This is a genomic window from Desulfosporosinus sp. SYSU MS00001, from assembly GCF_049943955.1.
Classification (GTDB): Bacteria; Bacillota; Desulfitobacteriia; order Desulfitobacteriales; family Desulfitobacteriaceae; genus Desulfosporosinus.
The window spans coordinates 214,897-231,598 of the sequence record NZ_JBNFTW010000005.1; the positions used below are offsets into that span (position 1 = coordinate 214,897).

Sequence of the window (16,702 nt, forward strand, 5' to 3'; positions counted from 1 at the left end):
ATTTCTACTTTCTTTCGGTATTTCCTTCTAATATTTTAGCTATTAACTTAGGCAAAAAGATTATTAATAAATGATCGATCAAAAAGTAGCAAACTATATATATTACATTGCAACACTTAACTGGTTCTGTTCGTTAACCCAGCCTTGCTTGATTAGCTTCTGCATTATTAATGCGGTATTAACTGCATCATCGTAAGCGGCATGGAGAATCCCATTCTTTTTAACACCAGTTTCCCAGATAGCTTCTTTAAGTGAAATTAAGTTATTGTTATTCTTAAACAACTTATATTCTGTGGCTAAATCGATATAATTTTCGTATACAAATGGATATTCGAAACCATATTTTTCACAACAATTCTTAAGTACTTGACGATCTTGATAACCCCATCCCCCCAGCCACGAGCCCTTGTAAGGGCTCATTTGCCAGAGAGATTCTAGCATTTGCTTAAAGGAAATTCCTTGTTCTATATCCTTTTGCCGTATACCGGTTATCCCATAACACTCTTCACTAATTCTTGGCCAGAATTTTGGTTTTACAAAAGTGTTAAAAGTCTTTCCTTGTAAATCTCCCTTTTCGTCAACAACCACTGCTCCAACTTCAATGATTTCAGGAAACCAGACTCTTGGCCTGCCATATCTTCTGTGAATGGTAAATTCAAAGTCCACAATCAGAAAATTCATAGTCCATTCCCCTTTCACATGCAAATCATCGCCCAAAGTTCATTACTAACAAACCAAGATAATAAACCTCCAACTTAACTGACTTTATAATATTAACTATATCAACAGCCCTGGACAAAAAATTGTGTCTCAGATATATCGAATAAGTACTACAAAAATGTCTTTGCGAGTGTTGATTATTTTATAGTCCGCAGGTCAAGAAAGCAGGATGATGCCAATTAGAATCTCGACGTGCAACTCTTACCACTTCTTCCCCGAGTGAGTCTAAAACGGCCTATTTAAAAAGTTACTTGCATAGTTTTAACAATATCCTGCAGTAATCATTGCCTAATAGTCATGTAATTTGTATATCATAGTGACTTTATTTTATTTATCATCGGCATTAACTCCTTCTCCTTTGTAAATTACAATTACAATAAGGGCATATCCAGATTCTAACCTTACTTACGCTATATGAATTTTTTCCGCATGCCTTACATTTTTTCTAACCAAGATCCCCTCAACTCTTTTCTTATTTATAAAACAACAGCATGGCAAAAGGCATGGACGCTCTTTGTCCATGCCATAGACTTGCATTAATTATGTTTTTTGATTGGGAGGCACTTATATCACATTGAACAAGCTCAGGGAACATGCATCATGGGAGAACCTGTCAAATCCAAATAAATGGCTCGTTACTTAAATTAGCGTTTAATCTGTCTGGTTATGTTTGGCGAATAACTATATCCGATTATTTATCTGCTAAGGAATGTTACCTTTTCTTTTTTTTGATTTTTTTATTTAGGAGTGATGAAACCCATGGTACAGGCTGATCTCAAAATGTAAGTGTTTTCAAACTTGTAACAGTCTCAACGTGCATCGTCACGATAAAAGGGCCATATTTTTTATAGACATTTTGCCGTGACAATCGAGGATTGGCTGCACTTTTTCGCATGGTCTAACTCTAGTCATACAAACATCTAACCCATAAATATGGTCAAACTCTTCCCTTCCTACAAAGCATCTAAAGCATCGGTGCATAGTAATAAAGCAGTATAATGAATTTAGCAAATTCATCATACTGCTTTATTACTATGGTCCTTTAACCCAGTAAATCTTTAATTGCTTCATCAGATATTCCTTGTTCAGCTAAAATATTAGCAATTTTGGCACGATAACTTTCATTATTTGGGACAAGGTAGTTACGAAACAATTCTAGATATACCTTATTATTGATCGCCTTATTTTTTCCTTTACTAAGATCATGAATAATTCTGTCAGGAGTGACCTTTTTTCCTCATGCTATTTGCTGCGCTAAGTTCTGCGATAATCCAATCTAAGCTTTCAATAATTTGACACTGTCAGTAGCTAATTTCGCACCAGCGACTAACACCTCTTTGTTTTTAGTAACGATGTAAATCTCAGAACCCGCTAGTAATACTGCAACAGAACACGAAAGAATAAGTGCGCCTTAAACTTTGGCCATTATTTTCCCAAAAGGCCCCGCAAACTCAAATTCTTCACTGCTCAAACTGGTCACCCTATATCTTAGGTTATTACTTCCACTTCGTTCACCCTCATAAATGGTTAACTTTTCCCTTATCGTAAATGCAAATTAATTATTTCAATACTAGAAGCTGGTTGCATAATCACTACCTATTTCAGTTATTCTTGATGGGGCTAATCAAATAACGACTTTTTCGTAGTATGCCGGATTCAATTCATTAACAAGTGTATGTCTATCACCGTATGTAAAAATATTAAGCAATTTCTTTGCTCGGGACATCGCTACATATAGCAGCCTGCGTTCAAGATCCCAATCAAAGTCTTCACTTAGCCTTTCTTCCGAATCTGGATCAACCAAATCCGATATCAATACGTACTTGAATTCCAGACCTTTAGCAGTGTGGAATGTAGTAAGCTTGATTCCGGGATCGTGGTGAGAGCCTAATTTTTGAGGGAATCTGATTTGCGATGAAGATTGAATGATATGATACGAAATGCCTGCTCGGTACAACATGTTCTCCATCTTTTTCATTTGCTCGATCTTACGGGATAAAATGCCAATCGTAGCTTCGGGTTCCTGCTCCCGAATCAACTGTAACATCTCGATTATAGCCTCTTTTTGTCCCTCAATACCGCCGGAGAAGATCACCTTCGGTTTTGGCCCCTCTTCCTTAGGAAGTTCCGGCCTCGTGAATTCCTCATCCGTGGAGATTTCATCTTTCTCTTGAATACTGTATGCAAGCTGCATGATCTGCTTAGTAGAACGGTATGAATCTCTTAAAATTTTCGTCCGTCCCCCCTTAATATTCAAGCCCACACTCTCCCAAGTAAAAGATGTCGTGAAGATCTTCTGTCCCTTATCCGCTCCAACTATACAAGATTTGCGAGCAATGTAGCAGAGCACCAACAAATTTACTTTGGTTAAATCCTGCGCTTCGTCAATGAATACATGATCAAACTTCGAATCGTCCGGGATTTTGTTCAAATTTCTCGCCATCTGTAAACCGAAATCATCGAAATCCACTTTGCCCTTCAACTGCTTCGCGTAGGCCTCATAAATATGGAACATAACTTTTCGATCTTCGGTCGACATTCTGACTTTCCCTCCCCGCCCTTTTCGCTGCGCTTTATCGTATTTATCGAATTCACATAGATCGGATCCCTTAATCCAGCTAATTTCCTTATCAATAAAGTCATGTAAATTCTTATTCGTCATAAAACGGTGCTGGGGGTATTTTTTTCTTGCTTCTTCAATCGCATCTCCTATCTTCTGTTTAATATCTTTTTCTAAGTTGAAACGCTTCCCAAATATCTGGAAATAGCTTTTCATCGCCCACCAATGAAAGGTCATGATGCTCATATTCTCTGGGATCATCCCCAACTGTTTTTTTGCCGATTCCGACAAAGGATTACCAAAAGAAAATATAGCAACCGTTTCTTTCGGATATTTTAATGCTACGTCTTTTGCTTTTTTCAGCAATACTAACGTTTTCCCGCTACCGGCAATTCCTCGTATGAGCAATTGATCACCGGAGTAATTAATAATCTCTTTTTGTTGGACTGAATAAGTCACCGGCTCCTTCAACTCATAAACCTCCCCAAAAATCATCGTCATTGTTAATCTCTAATTCGATTTCTGTCTCATCCTCATCATCACGAACGGACCTCAAATCCAGGAGCAAAAGGTTGGTGAAATGCGTCAAGTCCACGGCTGATTGAATCGCGTCCTGCTGCACGGACTGCCAGCTTGTACTCACTTGCTGCCAGAAACTCAACGTCATGGTTAATCATCCTCCTTTTGCATATCCACCGCATGAATCGCATCGTCACAATACTCGATATGAGGACAAAACCGGCAATGGTAATCTGGCCTTGCCGTCAAAGTTTGCTTCTCTATGGACTTCAGTTCATCCAGTGAGATTGTCAACGTGTTTCTGGACTCCTCCAACAAACGATCTCTATTCGCCTTAGTGAATCCAGGGAATTGGAAATTTTTTCGTGTTTCCGTATAGGCTGCCGTTTCCTCTACTTGTGTCATCCTCCCCAGTTGCTTTGGTGCATACTGGAATGCAGTTCTCGCTAACACACGTTTTTTAAAATCAAGCCATTGCGGAAACAGCGGGCTTACTTCACGATACACGTTGTCGAAGTCAGCTCTCGTACTGGTTTTCACTGTTTTGATAATTTCCGAGAATAAAAATTGGTGCATAAAATCGCTAGAGAATACCGGATACTCGTCCGTAATGCAGCTATAATAGAAACGTCTCGGGCATAGTTTGTACTCTGCCAGAAAATCTTCGAACGCCAGCATCGCCCAAGCCGCTTCGATATCATTGCGACTAAAGGAATCCACATTAAACTTATACGGGACATAAGGCTCTTCATCATCAGGATCGGAGTCTTGCTCGCTGAACGTAAAATCAACAACCTTTAATCCCAATTGCTTGACATATAAAGCACGCTGCAATTCATGCTGGTCCAGCATGTTCTTAATCCACGATAAGTTCATTCGTTCCGGAGAAAGATTCAATGCTATAAAGAACAAATACCGTGAAATAGCTTTACCAGCCCGGTTACGGATCGCATGCAGTTGTAAGACGCTATGTCGTTCGCACAATTGCTCAAAAGCGTCGTTCTGGAGCGGCCATGGAACGGTCTGTTCACTAAGCGGCAATGAATGTTCATCCAGTCCAGTCAGATAAATAGGAAGCTCATGCTTCTTAAACATTTCGCCATCGATTTCGATAAAGCCGGTAATAAAGTTTTCATCATTATCATCGAGCTTCCCGCTTAGGTAATAATGCAAAGCGTCCTTGAGATCTTCGAGCAGAACCTCGGAGTCATCTTGTAAACGACTTAGACGTTCTTCCAGCTCGTAAATAATCGTTTTCTCGTCGTTAACCGCATGCAGCTCCGCCATCGAACGATTCTCGACCAAGAATTCCTTCAACCGTCTAAAGTGATAATCTATGGTCGCAGGAGTACCCGACTGTCCGAAAATCATTTCTGTTATCTGCCGAATGCTCTCAACGAACAGTTTGACTTGTTTAATACGGTGAAGAGGAACCGTGAAGTGCCCTATTTTGGCAAATGGACTACGCATGCTTCGGACGATTCGATTTTCCTGGCTCATTGGAAAGGCTTGCTCGATCATCAATCCCTGCTGAATGAGTTGGTCCAGCTGTTTAATCCATTCATTGATCTCTTTGCATCCCTTCAAGTAAGGAGATAACATCTGCAGGTCATACATATAGTCCTGAGCATTGATCTGTTGTGCCTTATCAAAGATCCATCCGGAAGAAAACAAGTCGGTTAATATTTTTTCAGTCAACTGCTGCTTGCCATTATTATAGATTTCGTGGATGCTGACAAAGAAACGACCGATCGGATAAGATAGGAAGTTGCGCTTCTTAGCGTTCAAATCTGGATAATAGGCAACGAGTAACCCGTTCAAGTCGTCCGCATTCGGTGAAATGACTTTGACCCGTCTCTCCGGCGGCACGTTACCGCTTATCTGGAAGTTAGGCAGAATCACGTCATGTAAAAAGTCAAAGAATGATCCATAAGCCGTAATCGACTCGCTTGAGGGTTGCACTTTCTCGTTCGCCTGCTCATATGCAGCCAAAAAAGCATGTGCGCTTGGGGTTACAGGCGAATAAGGTGTCGCATCATATACCCACTCTTCCGATGACGGCCAGCCGAAGCGATCAGTGTAGAACGCTTTAACAAAATCGAAAGTTTCGGCATATCGTCCGTCGTAATAATGGAAAAACGTAATGCGTATTTGCTGTTGGCGCATCAACTTTAATACAATCTGCTGTTCCGGCGTGATGAAATAGAATCCGTGAAACACGAGATGAAGCTTCTGCGGTGCTTCCTTTGAATTCTTGCTTAACGAGCGGATTGAGACCTGTAAGCGTTTCTCTAACAGCGGCCTTTGAAGGCCCTGAACATGTTCGCGTACATCTTTGTCTTCCTGGGTGAACTGCCCCCAGACCCTCTTAAATAACCGTTCTTTGTCGGTGGCAAGCCAGTCGTCCGCGAGCGAATGTGGCTGAACGCCCGCTTGGGTTAAGAAACGAATGCTTTCTAGAATCTGCATTGCATTCTTGCGAAAAGCTTGCTTCAGATCCGGTTTCACGCCAGTTAATCCATCAATCATTTTCTTCAGACGCAGAAGTTGCTGAACCTGCGTTTCCGCGCTATACCATCGTGGGTAAAGTGTCTTGATAAATTCTCTAAACGAATAAATATGTTCAAGGTCATTTGCGTAGCAAGCCCTTATGCCGTCTCGCTGATTACGGGTCGCACAAATATGTACGGCATCGGGGAACGAGTCGAATAAAGGATGCTCTCTCCATTCAGTCGGCTTTGAGTAGGTGTGTACGGCTACCGTCATTAATACGCCTCCAATCCTTCGATCAAACCGCCGCGCTCCAAAATATACGCCCAACTGTTTTCTTTGACTTTGTTGTGTTTAGGCATTTCAATGTATACCCGTTGCTTCGCGCGAGTTAAAGCGACATAAAGCAGCCTTGTTTCCTCTTTGAGTTGTTCCTCGTCTTCATATCGTTTCAAGTTAATGAAGTGAGAGTTGGAGTATTCACTTGAACGTTCCTGCTCATTAACGACAATACTCCACCCTACTTTCCGACGTCCTGCACGCTTAGACTCTTCCGAATTCTCTTCCAAGAAAAAAGGTTGCTGAACTGTATTAAAGGGATACTTGGTAATCGGAAGAAATACCGTGTGGTATTCCAGTCCTTTGGACCGGTGCACAGTCGTGATCTCTACCTTTGCTTTATTGCCTTCAAGCACAGGCTCGTTCTCCGATCGGTTTGTGCTGATCTGTAACTGCAGCCAATCGCGCAGTACAGAAAGAGTGACCTGTTGGGAAGCGAAATTCCGTTCAATCAGGATCATAAGGTGCTGTAAATTCTTCTCATATCTCTGAACTCCCAGCCTGATCGCTTCACCCGTCGGTTCCTGTTGCGGATTCTCTTCTTTGAGCTGCTGTTTAATCGAATCAGGCAAGCGCCTGAAGAATTGGTTTTTACGAATAATCAATTGAACCAACGTCATAGGCGCAAGCGTACGTAAGCTCCGAGCATGGTTCTTCAGTTGGTCGTTTGTACTTTTGTGAATGAATCGGACCAATTGTTCCTTATGTCCTCCGAATGGAATTAGAGATTGGTACGGGATAACGCAACCGAAATATGGTGTCTGAAGCGCGTTTAAGAGATACTTCGGCTCTTCCGGATATAACAGCCCTTCTAAGAGAGCTTTAAAATGAAGCACCGATTGGCAGGTATAGAATGTCCCATCCAGATTCTCTGTCGTTGAGATCCCCAAGGATACGCAATACTCTTTGACCTTTTTTGCGTGACGATTCGTGCGGACAATAAAAGCAATTTTATCGTCTGCTCCGGGAAGCGTACGGAGCGCCTGCTGAAGATATGGTTGATAGTCCGATGTAACCTTCCAGTCGCTTCCTGAAGGGAATTGCGATTTTTGATTGCTTAACAGACGATCTTTCTTTTCATATTGAAGCCAGCCCATCTTTTGCCAACGTTCGAACAATGGATGCATAGCATTTAACAACGAACACGAACTTCGGTAGTTGAGCTGGAGCCCCGTCTCTTGATACGCAATGTCCGCCGTTTCTTGCTTCAGCTCTTGGAACGATTTATAGTCAGCGCCACGGAACCGGTATATCGCCTGTTTGATGTCGCCTACAACGAATAACCGGTACTGTAAATATTTCTGCAGACTGGCAAGCAGCTCGATCTGAACGGCATCACTGTCTTGAAATTCGTCGACGAACAGATAACGATCCCTGGGCAATTGCCGCATTTTCTCGTCGCTGCTCGTGAATAGTTTTAGTTTGCGTATCAAATCGCCCGTCGTTATGGCATTTTCTGCTCTTTTCAATTCATCGAGTCGCATTTCGCATTGGCTGAAGATAGACTTAAGTATCTCTTGGATCACAACGGAATTCGCGTCTTTGGGAGTTCCCCAATCAAGACGCAGCACTTCCTCATTGGTCAGCCCTTTTTTCTCCATCTCCTCCCACATCTTAAAGACAAGGTCGATGAACTCGTAATCTTTAACCCGAATTTTTAAAAAGGAGTCAACAGAATGCCCCTTGTGATACTCATCCAACAGCTCTTCAATGATTCTTTTTTTCTCATAAACATAGCTACGGAGCTGCACATTCAGACCATACCCTATTTCATGAGCAAGCTCCGTTAAAATTGAGCGTGCGAACGAGTGAATCGTGCTGATCTGCATATCTTTTACTTGTTCAGCGTAATGCAGAAAATTCGCTTGTCGTGTCAACTCGAATAGCGTGAGGAACTTCTCCTCTAACCTTTTTTTCATTTCATTGGTAGAGGCATTGGTGAACGTAATCATCGTAATCTTGCTCAGCGGTACGCTGGAACTTACAAGCAGGTACAATATTCTGTCAATCATTACATGGGTTTTTCCCGTACCTGCCCCTGCGGTAATGATCTGATGAGCATCAATCGGCTGATGAATTGCTTTGTACTGCCCCTTATTGAACGCTGTAAAGTGGGATGACACTAGATCAAGAGGTCCCTCGATTAAATACTCGCCATCTACAAAGCAGCGAGTAGTCACTTTGTCTGCGATTGCCTTTTCCGCCTTGTACACATTAAACTGATATTCCCCCTTGTACTTCTCGAACTCTACTAATAATTGTTTATCGAGTTCTTCATACGATAAGACGTAAACCTTCGTTCCCTTCTGCAATGCATTCTTAATCTCTTGCTTCTCCTGCACAAATTCTTCCTTAGTACCAATCACGTATAATCGTGAAAACGGCTGTCGCGGTTGCAACACCGCTTCCGAGGATTCTGGCTGCTGAATGCCAAGTTCATAACCGACCTTCTTCATTTCCAGCTTCGTTAATTTAACATCCGTTCTCCACACTGCATACTGCTGTAACTTGGACAACAGGCGCTGTAAATCGGCAAAATCGTCCTTAAACAGCACCGGTGGCACATGCAGCAGCTCATTAAAACCGCGTTCACGCCACTCCTGTTCCGTGATATAAGGAAGTGCAACAAACGCCCGTTTGCTCAACCGACGATATAGCAGCGGTTCCTTCTCCAAATGCCTGCAGAGCATATCCAATTGATGCTCGGCCTGCTGATACGGGCTACCCCAGTCTTCATAGAAATCGTTGTACAACCATACATGTCCTTGAATGTTTGCAATCTGACGTATATTCAGTCCCTTTACTTCGATTACGCAGACTCCTAGAAGTTCATTTACAATTAGAATATCAATCTCTCGTCGCCCTGTTCCACTTGAAAAAAACATAGGAAAATGGTGAATGGCCAACGTATTGCTCTCATCGAATACCCGCTCAACTGCATTCCATACCAACAATTCCGCAGCCAGTCCTGGCGCTGTCACAAGTGATGTTCGTATAAACATATTGGTCCTCTTTCGTACTAATCTATTATTATCCTTCGGCTTCTCACTAATTATTTAAGAATGATGTGAAAATATAGTTATAGGGTCCCTCGCTCCTTATTGAGCAAATAGGTATATATACCCTTTTCGACATAATTCTAAAGTTATCCTGCATATTCTGCATCCTGATAACCATTTACACAAAAACAAAACTCTCTACATTCTCAAATATTGTGGTAAATAAAAAAGAGCAAAAACTCTTGTAAAATGAGTTTTTGCTCTTGTGTCAGGCTTCTTGAACTTTTGGCCTCCACAAATAATCTTGTAAGTACTGACGTAATTATACCATTATAAAAAAACAGACCAACAAGTGTACTTGCGGCCTGTAAAAAACGAAATAAATTTCAAGACGATAAAAGATGTCAATTTACCAATCCTCACTTTATTTGACTTGCTTCCACTCTATGTTATCTCAATCTTGCAGGCATTAAAATATAAGGCCAAAATGTTTATCTTGATATCCTGGAAACAATCAACTACTTGTATCCCATCACAAATAATTTGATTACTATCTTGCGGATAGTTTTACAGAACATTCTATCCTTTTTCTGACTTGTTTTAAGGATTCCCTTGCATATTTTTGATGTGCCTCAGACATGCCTGATTGCAGTTTTAAAATCTGACGAGTAAAACCCGGAACTACAAAGCCCTTTTCGATCCTGTTAATTACAAAATCTTCAAGAAACCCATGTGGCTGAAACTGAATCTGAAATGGCCATTCAAATTGACTATAATAGAAGTCGATCGTGCCGCGAAAGCCTTTAGCTGCTAACCATAACGGATTGGGATGCTTCTTGATATTTCCTGAATACTGAAGCGTTCCACCATGGAGCGTAGAAACAAGCCCATCGTCACACAGAAACAGGCGGTTCCATAACCATGGGTTTTTACGAAGATAGCTAAACAATTCTTCTAAAGTAGCTAACTTTCCTTCATCTTCGAAAGCATGGCTTAGGACAATGTCTTGCTTTATTCTATAAGCAATTGTGACCGTCATTATCGAAGTCCCCCTTATGCTTATAGAATTGACACATAAAATAATTTTAGACTTTAAAAATTAAATATATAGATCTTAGGCCAACGTCTGATGGGTATTAAGAATGAAACGACTTTTTCATTTATAAACTTCAGAACGGCTTCAGTCACTTAACTATATCCATGACGAAAAGAGGTTTCAATTTAAGGGTTTAATTTTAATTGGGACCTCTTTTCCATATTAATATGATTTATTTTAGTCCTAAAATTATCTGATTTAACTTATTTTAGCACTTACGATGCAAAAACCTAATTTGCGAATCAATAAGTTAAAGACGTCTGATTGGCAGCTTCAGGCAAAGGAAGTTCATATTTGTTTTATTCTTTTTTTAACCCTGCCACCTGAAGCAGTCTGCGATATTCATGTCGGAAGCTATTAATACCAAGCGGTATCAGAAGATGAGCATTTTGGGATACAAATGCCTTTACATAACATTCATCGAACATATTGTTGGCTAAACCAACTTCAACTCGCGTTATTTCTTTACCTAGAATAAACTTCTTATAATACGTTTCCATCAACCAACAGCGATCGTCTAGTTCTTTACCAGCTTGATCTTCCTGTTCATCTGACCAACGAAAATGAGTTTCTAAAACTGTGTTATCACATAAACGCACATTCGCGTAGACATAGTAATCTACGATTGTCCCTAAAAACTCAATCACAAACTTACCTAAAAGCAGTTTTTCGTACTGAACCTTTATTTTTTGACCGTCAACTTCTATAAATTTATTTACCTCTTCCATTCTTGCAAATCCACTCATAATTTTCTCCCCTTTACTAAACTACTTAAGATAGACATCATTAAGTTTCAATTTCATGTTCAGAACATGTTAAAAATATACAGTGCTTAAGATATTCAAATCCGTTTTTGGCAAAAAGCAAAGCCAGCAACCCCCTTATACTTATCATTAGGAGTGTTACTGGCTGGTTTATCTACCTCACCGGAATTTTACTTGTTAATACTATTATAAAGTTTATTAAGTGGGTAATCAATCAGATTTTAGGTTCAGGAAATTAATTAATTCCAAATACTTCTCTAAGGGGAATATTAAAAAGCTTCGGCTTCCGTATTTTAAAACTAATTAGTTTAAGTCTAGCCTCACTCGCGTTTCTGATAATTAATCGTTCTAATATGAGAAACGTAATCACAAAATCATATTTTAACTACATTTTTCATATTCGTCTGCATTGCTCAATATTTTCCCAGTGTTTTTTTATAATACGGTTCACTTTTTTCCGGCGTTAGGGCTCAAATTTCTTCTGGCGAATGGCTCACTTTTTTATTGACGTTCGCAGTTACTTTCTAAGCGACATTTGGAGTGTGGCGATTATAATGTCAATGTAAGAAAATGGCATTAATATTTCTAAATATAATTACAATAAAACAATAAAAGCGGAATCTGTGTTTATCAGCAGAAACCGCTTTTACTTTGGGAATGAATTTATAAATTTTTGTTATTGTGAATTTGAACATCTTGTGCTATTTCCTCATTCTCTAGCTTTGCAATATAATTATAAAATAATTTAGTCTCATTATCGATAGCAATTATTTTTAGTTCAATTACTTGAATCTTATGGTTTTCGTTTTCTAAAAAGGAGACCTTTTTCCCATCTTGTAAAGTTGAATAAATTAAGCCCTGGTTGATAACGCTCGAATCAATTTGCCAGCAAACAATGTATTTAATGTTATCGAGATTTTCTGTAATATCTTTCGATAAAGTATGTTCCATTAATACAAAAAAGCAGTTTTCTAACAAATTAGGTGAATTTTTATGCTTTGCTAAACATGTATTTTCCGAATCGTAATCGAGAATTTCAAAATTAAATAGATATGGCAAGTAAGTATATAATACGTAAAATTTAGAATATATAAGTGATGGGGATGAAGGTTTACTTTTAATGTTTTTAAATCTTCTTTTTAGTTCGTCATATGATGTTTTAAAGCTATCTACATTCAGTTTAACGAGTTTCAGATTTTTTTTTTATTGAAAGAAAAAGATTTATTATCTTCTTGATTTTCAATAATAGTAGGAGTTTCAATTGGACTTAATTTATAATGATTAATTGCTTTTTCGATTAAAGAAGGTGCACTAGAAGATTTCTCCCCAAAATAGGGTTTTAAAAGTTTGATTATTTTCTCATTAATTAAATTGACAATAATATCATGAACTAAATATCTACTTTTATTTACTTGAACAGCGAAGAACTTGTCGAATACTGGAGAAAAGGTGATTTCGGCACGAAAGTGAGTAAATTTTTGGTGAGAGCCAATAATAAATTTTTCCGCTCTTCCAATTAACCGTTTGTTTCTTTTTATATAAAATCCCGAGTTAATAATTGACGGTTTCAAATCTACTGGCAGCTTCGCTTTGTTACCATGATATAAGCAAACAAGTCGTACAGTGATTGCATGTTTAGATATGTCATTTAAATATACTTCTTTTATTTCGTCAATAAATTGCTTATCTTTTAGATGGTCCTCAATTTCACCAAAATAAATATTAAATTTGCAAAATTCTTTTGATTTCCCATACTCCTGTACATATCTTGCTTTTTCGTTAAGTAAAAGGGGATCAATTGCCTCGGCAGTTTCGCCATTGATATAGATCTCTATACCTTGTACTAAATCATCTCCGTAAGTTTCCCCTAACTTATTCCGCAATTCCCTTAATAAGCCGTCAAAATTATAAGTTCCCGGCATATTTATTTCGTTAATATCTCTAATGTGTATTATTGTTCCAGAATCTTCTTGCTCGTTTCTTAGAGTGAAATCGAAATCCTGCGTTAATAATGGAGGGGCACATTTATAAACTTGTGGGGTTAGTCCTTTAGAACTCTCTGTGAAATCCAGATAAGTGTAATACCAATCGTCTCCAATTGTTTTAGAATATATGTCTGTCCTTTTTGCGAGAGCTAAAACTGCCCCGGTGAGTCCCCAATGATATTTTCCATTTTTCAGGATGTCAGGTTCTAGATTTTTTGAGAACTTGAATACGTCTCGTAACGTTGAACTTCTAATTCCACTGCCAGTATCTTCGTATAGCCAACACCAGGAATTTTTAAGAACATCACCTTGATAAATTGTAAGTGAAATTTTTTTGGCACCTGAGTCAATTCCATCATCAATAAGTTCGCGAGCTGAGTCATAAGTACTAAATCCAAGATTTCGGTGGCCTTCGTTTAGCATAACTCTTTTCCCCCTTTAATTCAAAAATTAGGCGTTTAAATATTTTCCATTTATTTACATAGTTATAGTTCTTCGTTAGTATGCAGAAATCCTCTATTTATAAAAGATATTTTACCAATTATTACTATAAATTGTTTTTATGTTGTTTATTGTATATATATCGCATATATGTTATTAAGAAGCAAGGAACTATTTATAGTAATGAGCACATATTTCAGCTCTCAATACGGCCGTCAACTGCCTTGAACTCGCTATGGCATTTACAAATCTTCATAAGATCATCCAACTATCTTCTATTTAGAAACCTTATAATCATCTCTATCTTAACCCCATTTCCATAATCCGAGAATTCTATTATTACTAAGGCATCATAAAAAGAGCACCATCATTTAACGATTGACGGGGCTCTTTCACGTTTCCAAAATCCTCAATATTCAGCTGTGCCATTGATGAACTGGTAACATAAGTGTGAGTATTGGATGGATGGATAGCAAGTTAATTGTTATCAAGCGCGATTTTACTCTTGTACCAATTACGATGATGAACCCAATAAGGATGACCATATTTTATCAAAGGGTAATAATAATAACTCCAGAAAACGATATATGACCCCATCATGACCATAGTCAGCCCCATGCTCCAGTAACCTAGGCGTCCACATTAACCTATTTACGTAATGATCCATGACTAATACACTCTAATATTTATAATACCATTATGGTAATGGTGATTCTCCGGTGTATTGTCAATGTAGATATTAAATTATATCTCCACAAAAAACCACATACGTATTCAGCTCATTTTTGAGCTCAAATCGACTCATCTAACCAATTTCTGACTAATAGAATTTAATACGGTTTCCTGCGATATTCTCTCAGATATCCTTTTAATTTAATCATCTCAACCTTTAACACACTTTATCATGCCGGAAGAAGATGGGGCGAGGTATTTCAGGGATATCGAAACAGTCGATCATTTCAATAGGTGTCATGACCTTTTTCTTCTCAACTACTCTATCACCTACGATGCATTCGTACATCCTCTAATATTTATGTTCTGACATACTGGAACATTGATTAATTATGTTTAATCGGCGTAGCAGTGCTCCGAACTTTATATGTCTTTCTTAAAAGAAAACGAAGTCATAAGTAAATATGATTTGGTTTTCTTTATACATAATTCGCCTAAAAGTCTTAAATACGGATTAAATAGAATAACCGGCAAGTACACCCCTTACCAAAATAGGTATAAGTAGTGTACTTGCCGATTTAAAAATAGTTATCAGTACAGCTTCTTAATCATTTTAAAACACAACTATGAGCTTTAACAGGTTGATTATATTGTACTAGTATAAAAAAACATAAACAATATATCATACCCACAAGTCAAAAATCCTATTCATGACCAGTTTAAAATAGTAAAATTATGGAAATTATATATTTAAATTAATTTTCAATACTTATTTACTGGTTATTTTATTAAAGAAAGGAAAATAATTATTATGAGTGTTCAAAAAACGGGATGTATCACGTCATCTTGTACATACTATATTGTATGGTGTACGAAATACCGACGTAAAGTTCTTAATAGTAAAGAAGTGGATGAAAAGCTTAGAGAATTAATAATTGAATATGCTAATGCGGAAGTTATTGATATTAAAATTATGCCGGACCATGTTATTCTTCTGGTTACTAATGTAGATCCTCGATTCGGAATTCACCGGCTAATTCACGATATTAAGGGAGGGACCTCTCATGCTCTCCGTAACGATAAAGAACTTCCTTGGCTTAAAACATGTTTGTCAACACTTTGGACGAGGAACTATTTCGTCTCTTCGATTGGAGATATTCAATTCGATATAATACAAAAATATATCGAAGAACAGAAATATTATTAGTGGATTTATAAACCGCTGCACGGAAAGCAATTTCTACACTTAAGCAATAGATGTTTAGTTTGGAAATTGTAATGAATTAAAGGCTCAAGTATATTAATTAATAACTCGAATATCCTTTTGGATGATTAGATAGAAAGAGTATGCTTCTTAAGCCTCACATAAAATGAAAAAACTCCCGTATAAGTCAAAATACAAGGATGACATTTACAGTCAATCCTTGTATTTTATTTTTTACATGAATATAGCCTTTTGCACCAAGTCTGGAAGTTACCGTCATATCAAAACCTATTAAGCTTTAGCGTATGTCTATTGTGCCGAAAAATTAATGTTCGCCCTATCTCACTTTACATATGAGTAAGAATTTGTTTCAAAACTTTCATTAACACAAAGAAGAACGAAGTTTATCAAATATGTAATATATCAAACTAGTCAACCTTATGTTTAATCGTTAAATATTAATTTTATTCTTAAAAATTATTCAATTATATTACTACTAGTATATATAAACAATCTACTATCTAATTATAGCGAACATGTTTTAGATTGAGTTCAAATCGGACACTGTTATATTTAGATAAGATAATTATTTATCGGAAAAGGCATTAGAAAGCTGGTGGAAATATCAATTAAAAGCTACGACATGAACCAAACGAGTTTAATATCAAGTAAAAATTCCCCAAACCATCGGCCAAATTATTTTAGCATGTATCTTATTGCTGCTCTTGCTTGAGATTGGAATTAGGCCAGATGAATTAAAACGAATTGCTTAAATTTAATCTCAAAATAATTGAATTGAGCAACTCACTTTTTCAAACTTTATGTAATTATCTCCAGTCGAATGATAAGAATGTTTTAATGATTAAATTACCCTATGTGAACATTGTATTCTGATTAAACGATTAACGATTAT

At 37.9% G+C, this 16,702-nt stretch carries 9 protein-coding genes; 1 reads left to right on the forward strand and 8 read right to left on the reverse strand.

All coding sequences use genetic code 11. The features are described from left to right. Window positions 1–102: 102 nt before the first annotated feature. The 8 genes from kapD to ACPUYX_RS11350 form a co-directional block, all read right to left on the reverse strand. Window positions 103–681, reverse strand: a complete 579-nt coding sequence (gene kapD, locus ACPUYX_RS11315; RefSeq protein ID WP_426379766.1) for a 3'-5' exonuclease KapD — start codon at window positions 679–681, stop codon at window positions 103–105. Window positions 682–2,344: 1,663 nt separating this feature from the next. Continuing rightward, window positions 2,345–3,781, reverse strand: a complete 1,437-nt coding sequence (locus ACPUYX_RS11320; protein WP_426379767.1) for a 3'-5' exonuclease — start codon at window positions 3,779–3,781, stop codon at window positions 2,345–2,347. Beyond that, window positions 3,753–3,947: a hypothetical protein gene (locus tag ACPUYX_RS11325; protein WP_426379768.1), complete on the reverse strand. Its 195-nt coding sequence runs from the start codon at window positions 3,945–3,947 to the stop codon at window positions 3,753–3,755. Before ACPUYX_RS11325 ends, ACPUYX_RS11320 begins: the two co-directional genes overlap by 29 nt. A gap of 2 nt (window positions 3,948–3,949) precedes the next feature. After that, window positions 3,950–6,565, reverse strand: coding sequence for a hypothetical protein (locus ACPUYX_RS11330; protein ID WP_426379769.1), 2,616 nt, complete (start codon window positions 6,563–6,565; stop codon window positions 3,950–3,952). Beyond that, the gene (locus tag ACPUYX_RS11335) at window positions 6,565–9,630 is read right to left on the reverse strand and encodes a UvrD-helicase domain-containing protein (protein ID WP_426379770.1); all 3,066 of its coding nucleotides are present in this window, start codon (window positions 9,628–9,630) and stop codon (window positions 6,565–6,567) included. Before ACPUYX_RS11335 ends, ACPUYX_RS11330 begins: the two co-directional genes overlap by 1 nt. A 547-nt stretch (window positions 9,631–10,177) precedes the next feature. Beyond that, a complete protein-coding gene (locus ACPUYX_RS11340) occupies window positions 10,178–10,666 on the reverse strand; it encodes a hypothetical protein (protein ID WP_426379771.1) in 489 nt (162 codons plus the stop codon). Window positions 10,667–11,022: 356 nt separating this feature from the next. Next, a complete protein-coding gene (locus tag ACPUYX_RS11345; protein ID WP_426379772.1) occupies window positions 11,023–11,469 on the reverse strand; it encodes a hypothetical protein in 447 nt (148 codons plus the stop codon). Window positions 11,470–12,677: 1,208 nt separating this feature from the next. Further along, entirely contained in the window at window positions 12,678–13,895 is a 1,218-nt protein-coding gene (locus tag ACPUYX_RS11350) for an ATP-binding protein (RefSeq protein ID WP_426379773.1), read from the reverse strand. Between the two features lie 1,501 nt (window positions 13,896–15,396). Here ACPUYX_RS11350 and tnpA point away from each other — a divergent pair. Then, entirely contained in the window at window positions 15,397–15,792 is a 396-nt protein-coding gene (tnpA, locus tag ACPUYX_RS11355; protein ID WP_426379774.1) for an IS200/IS605 family transposase, read from the forward strand. Window positions 15,793–16,702: the final 910 nt, after the last annotated feature.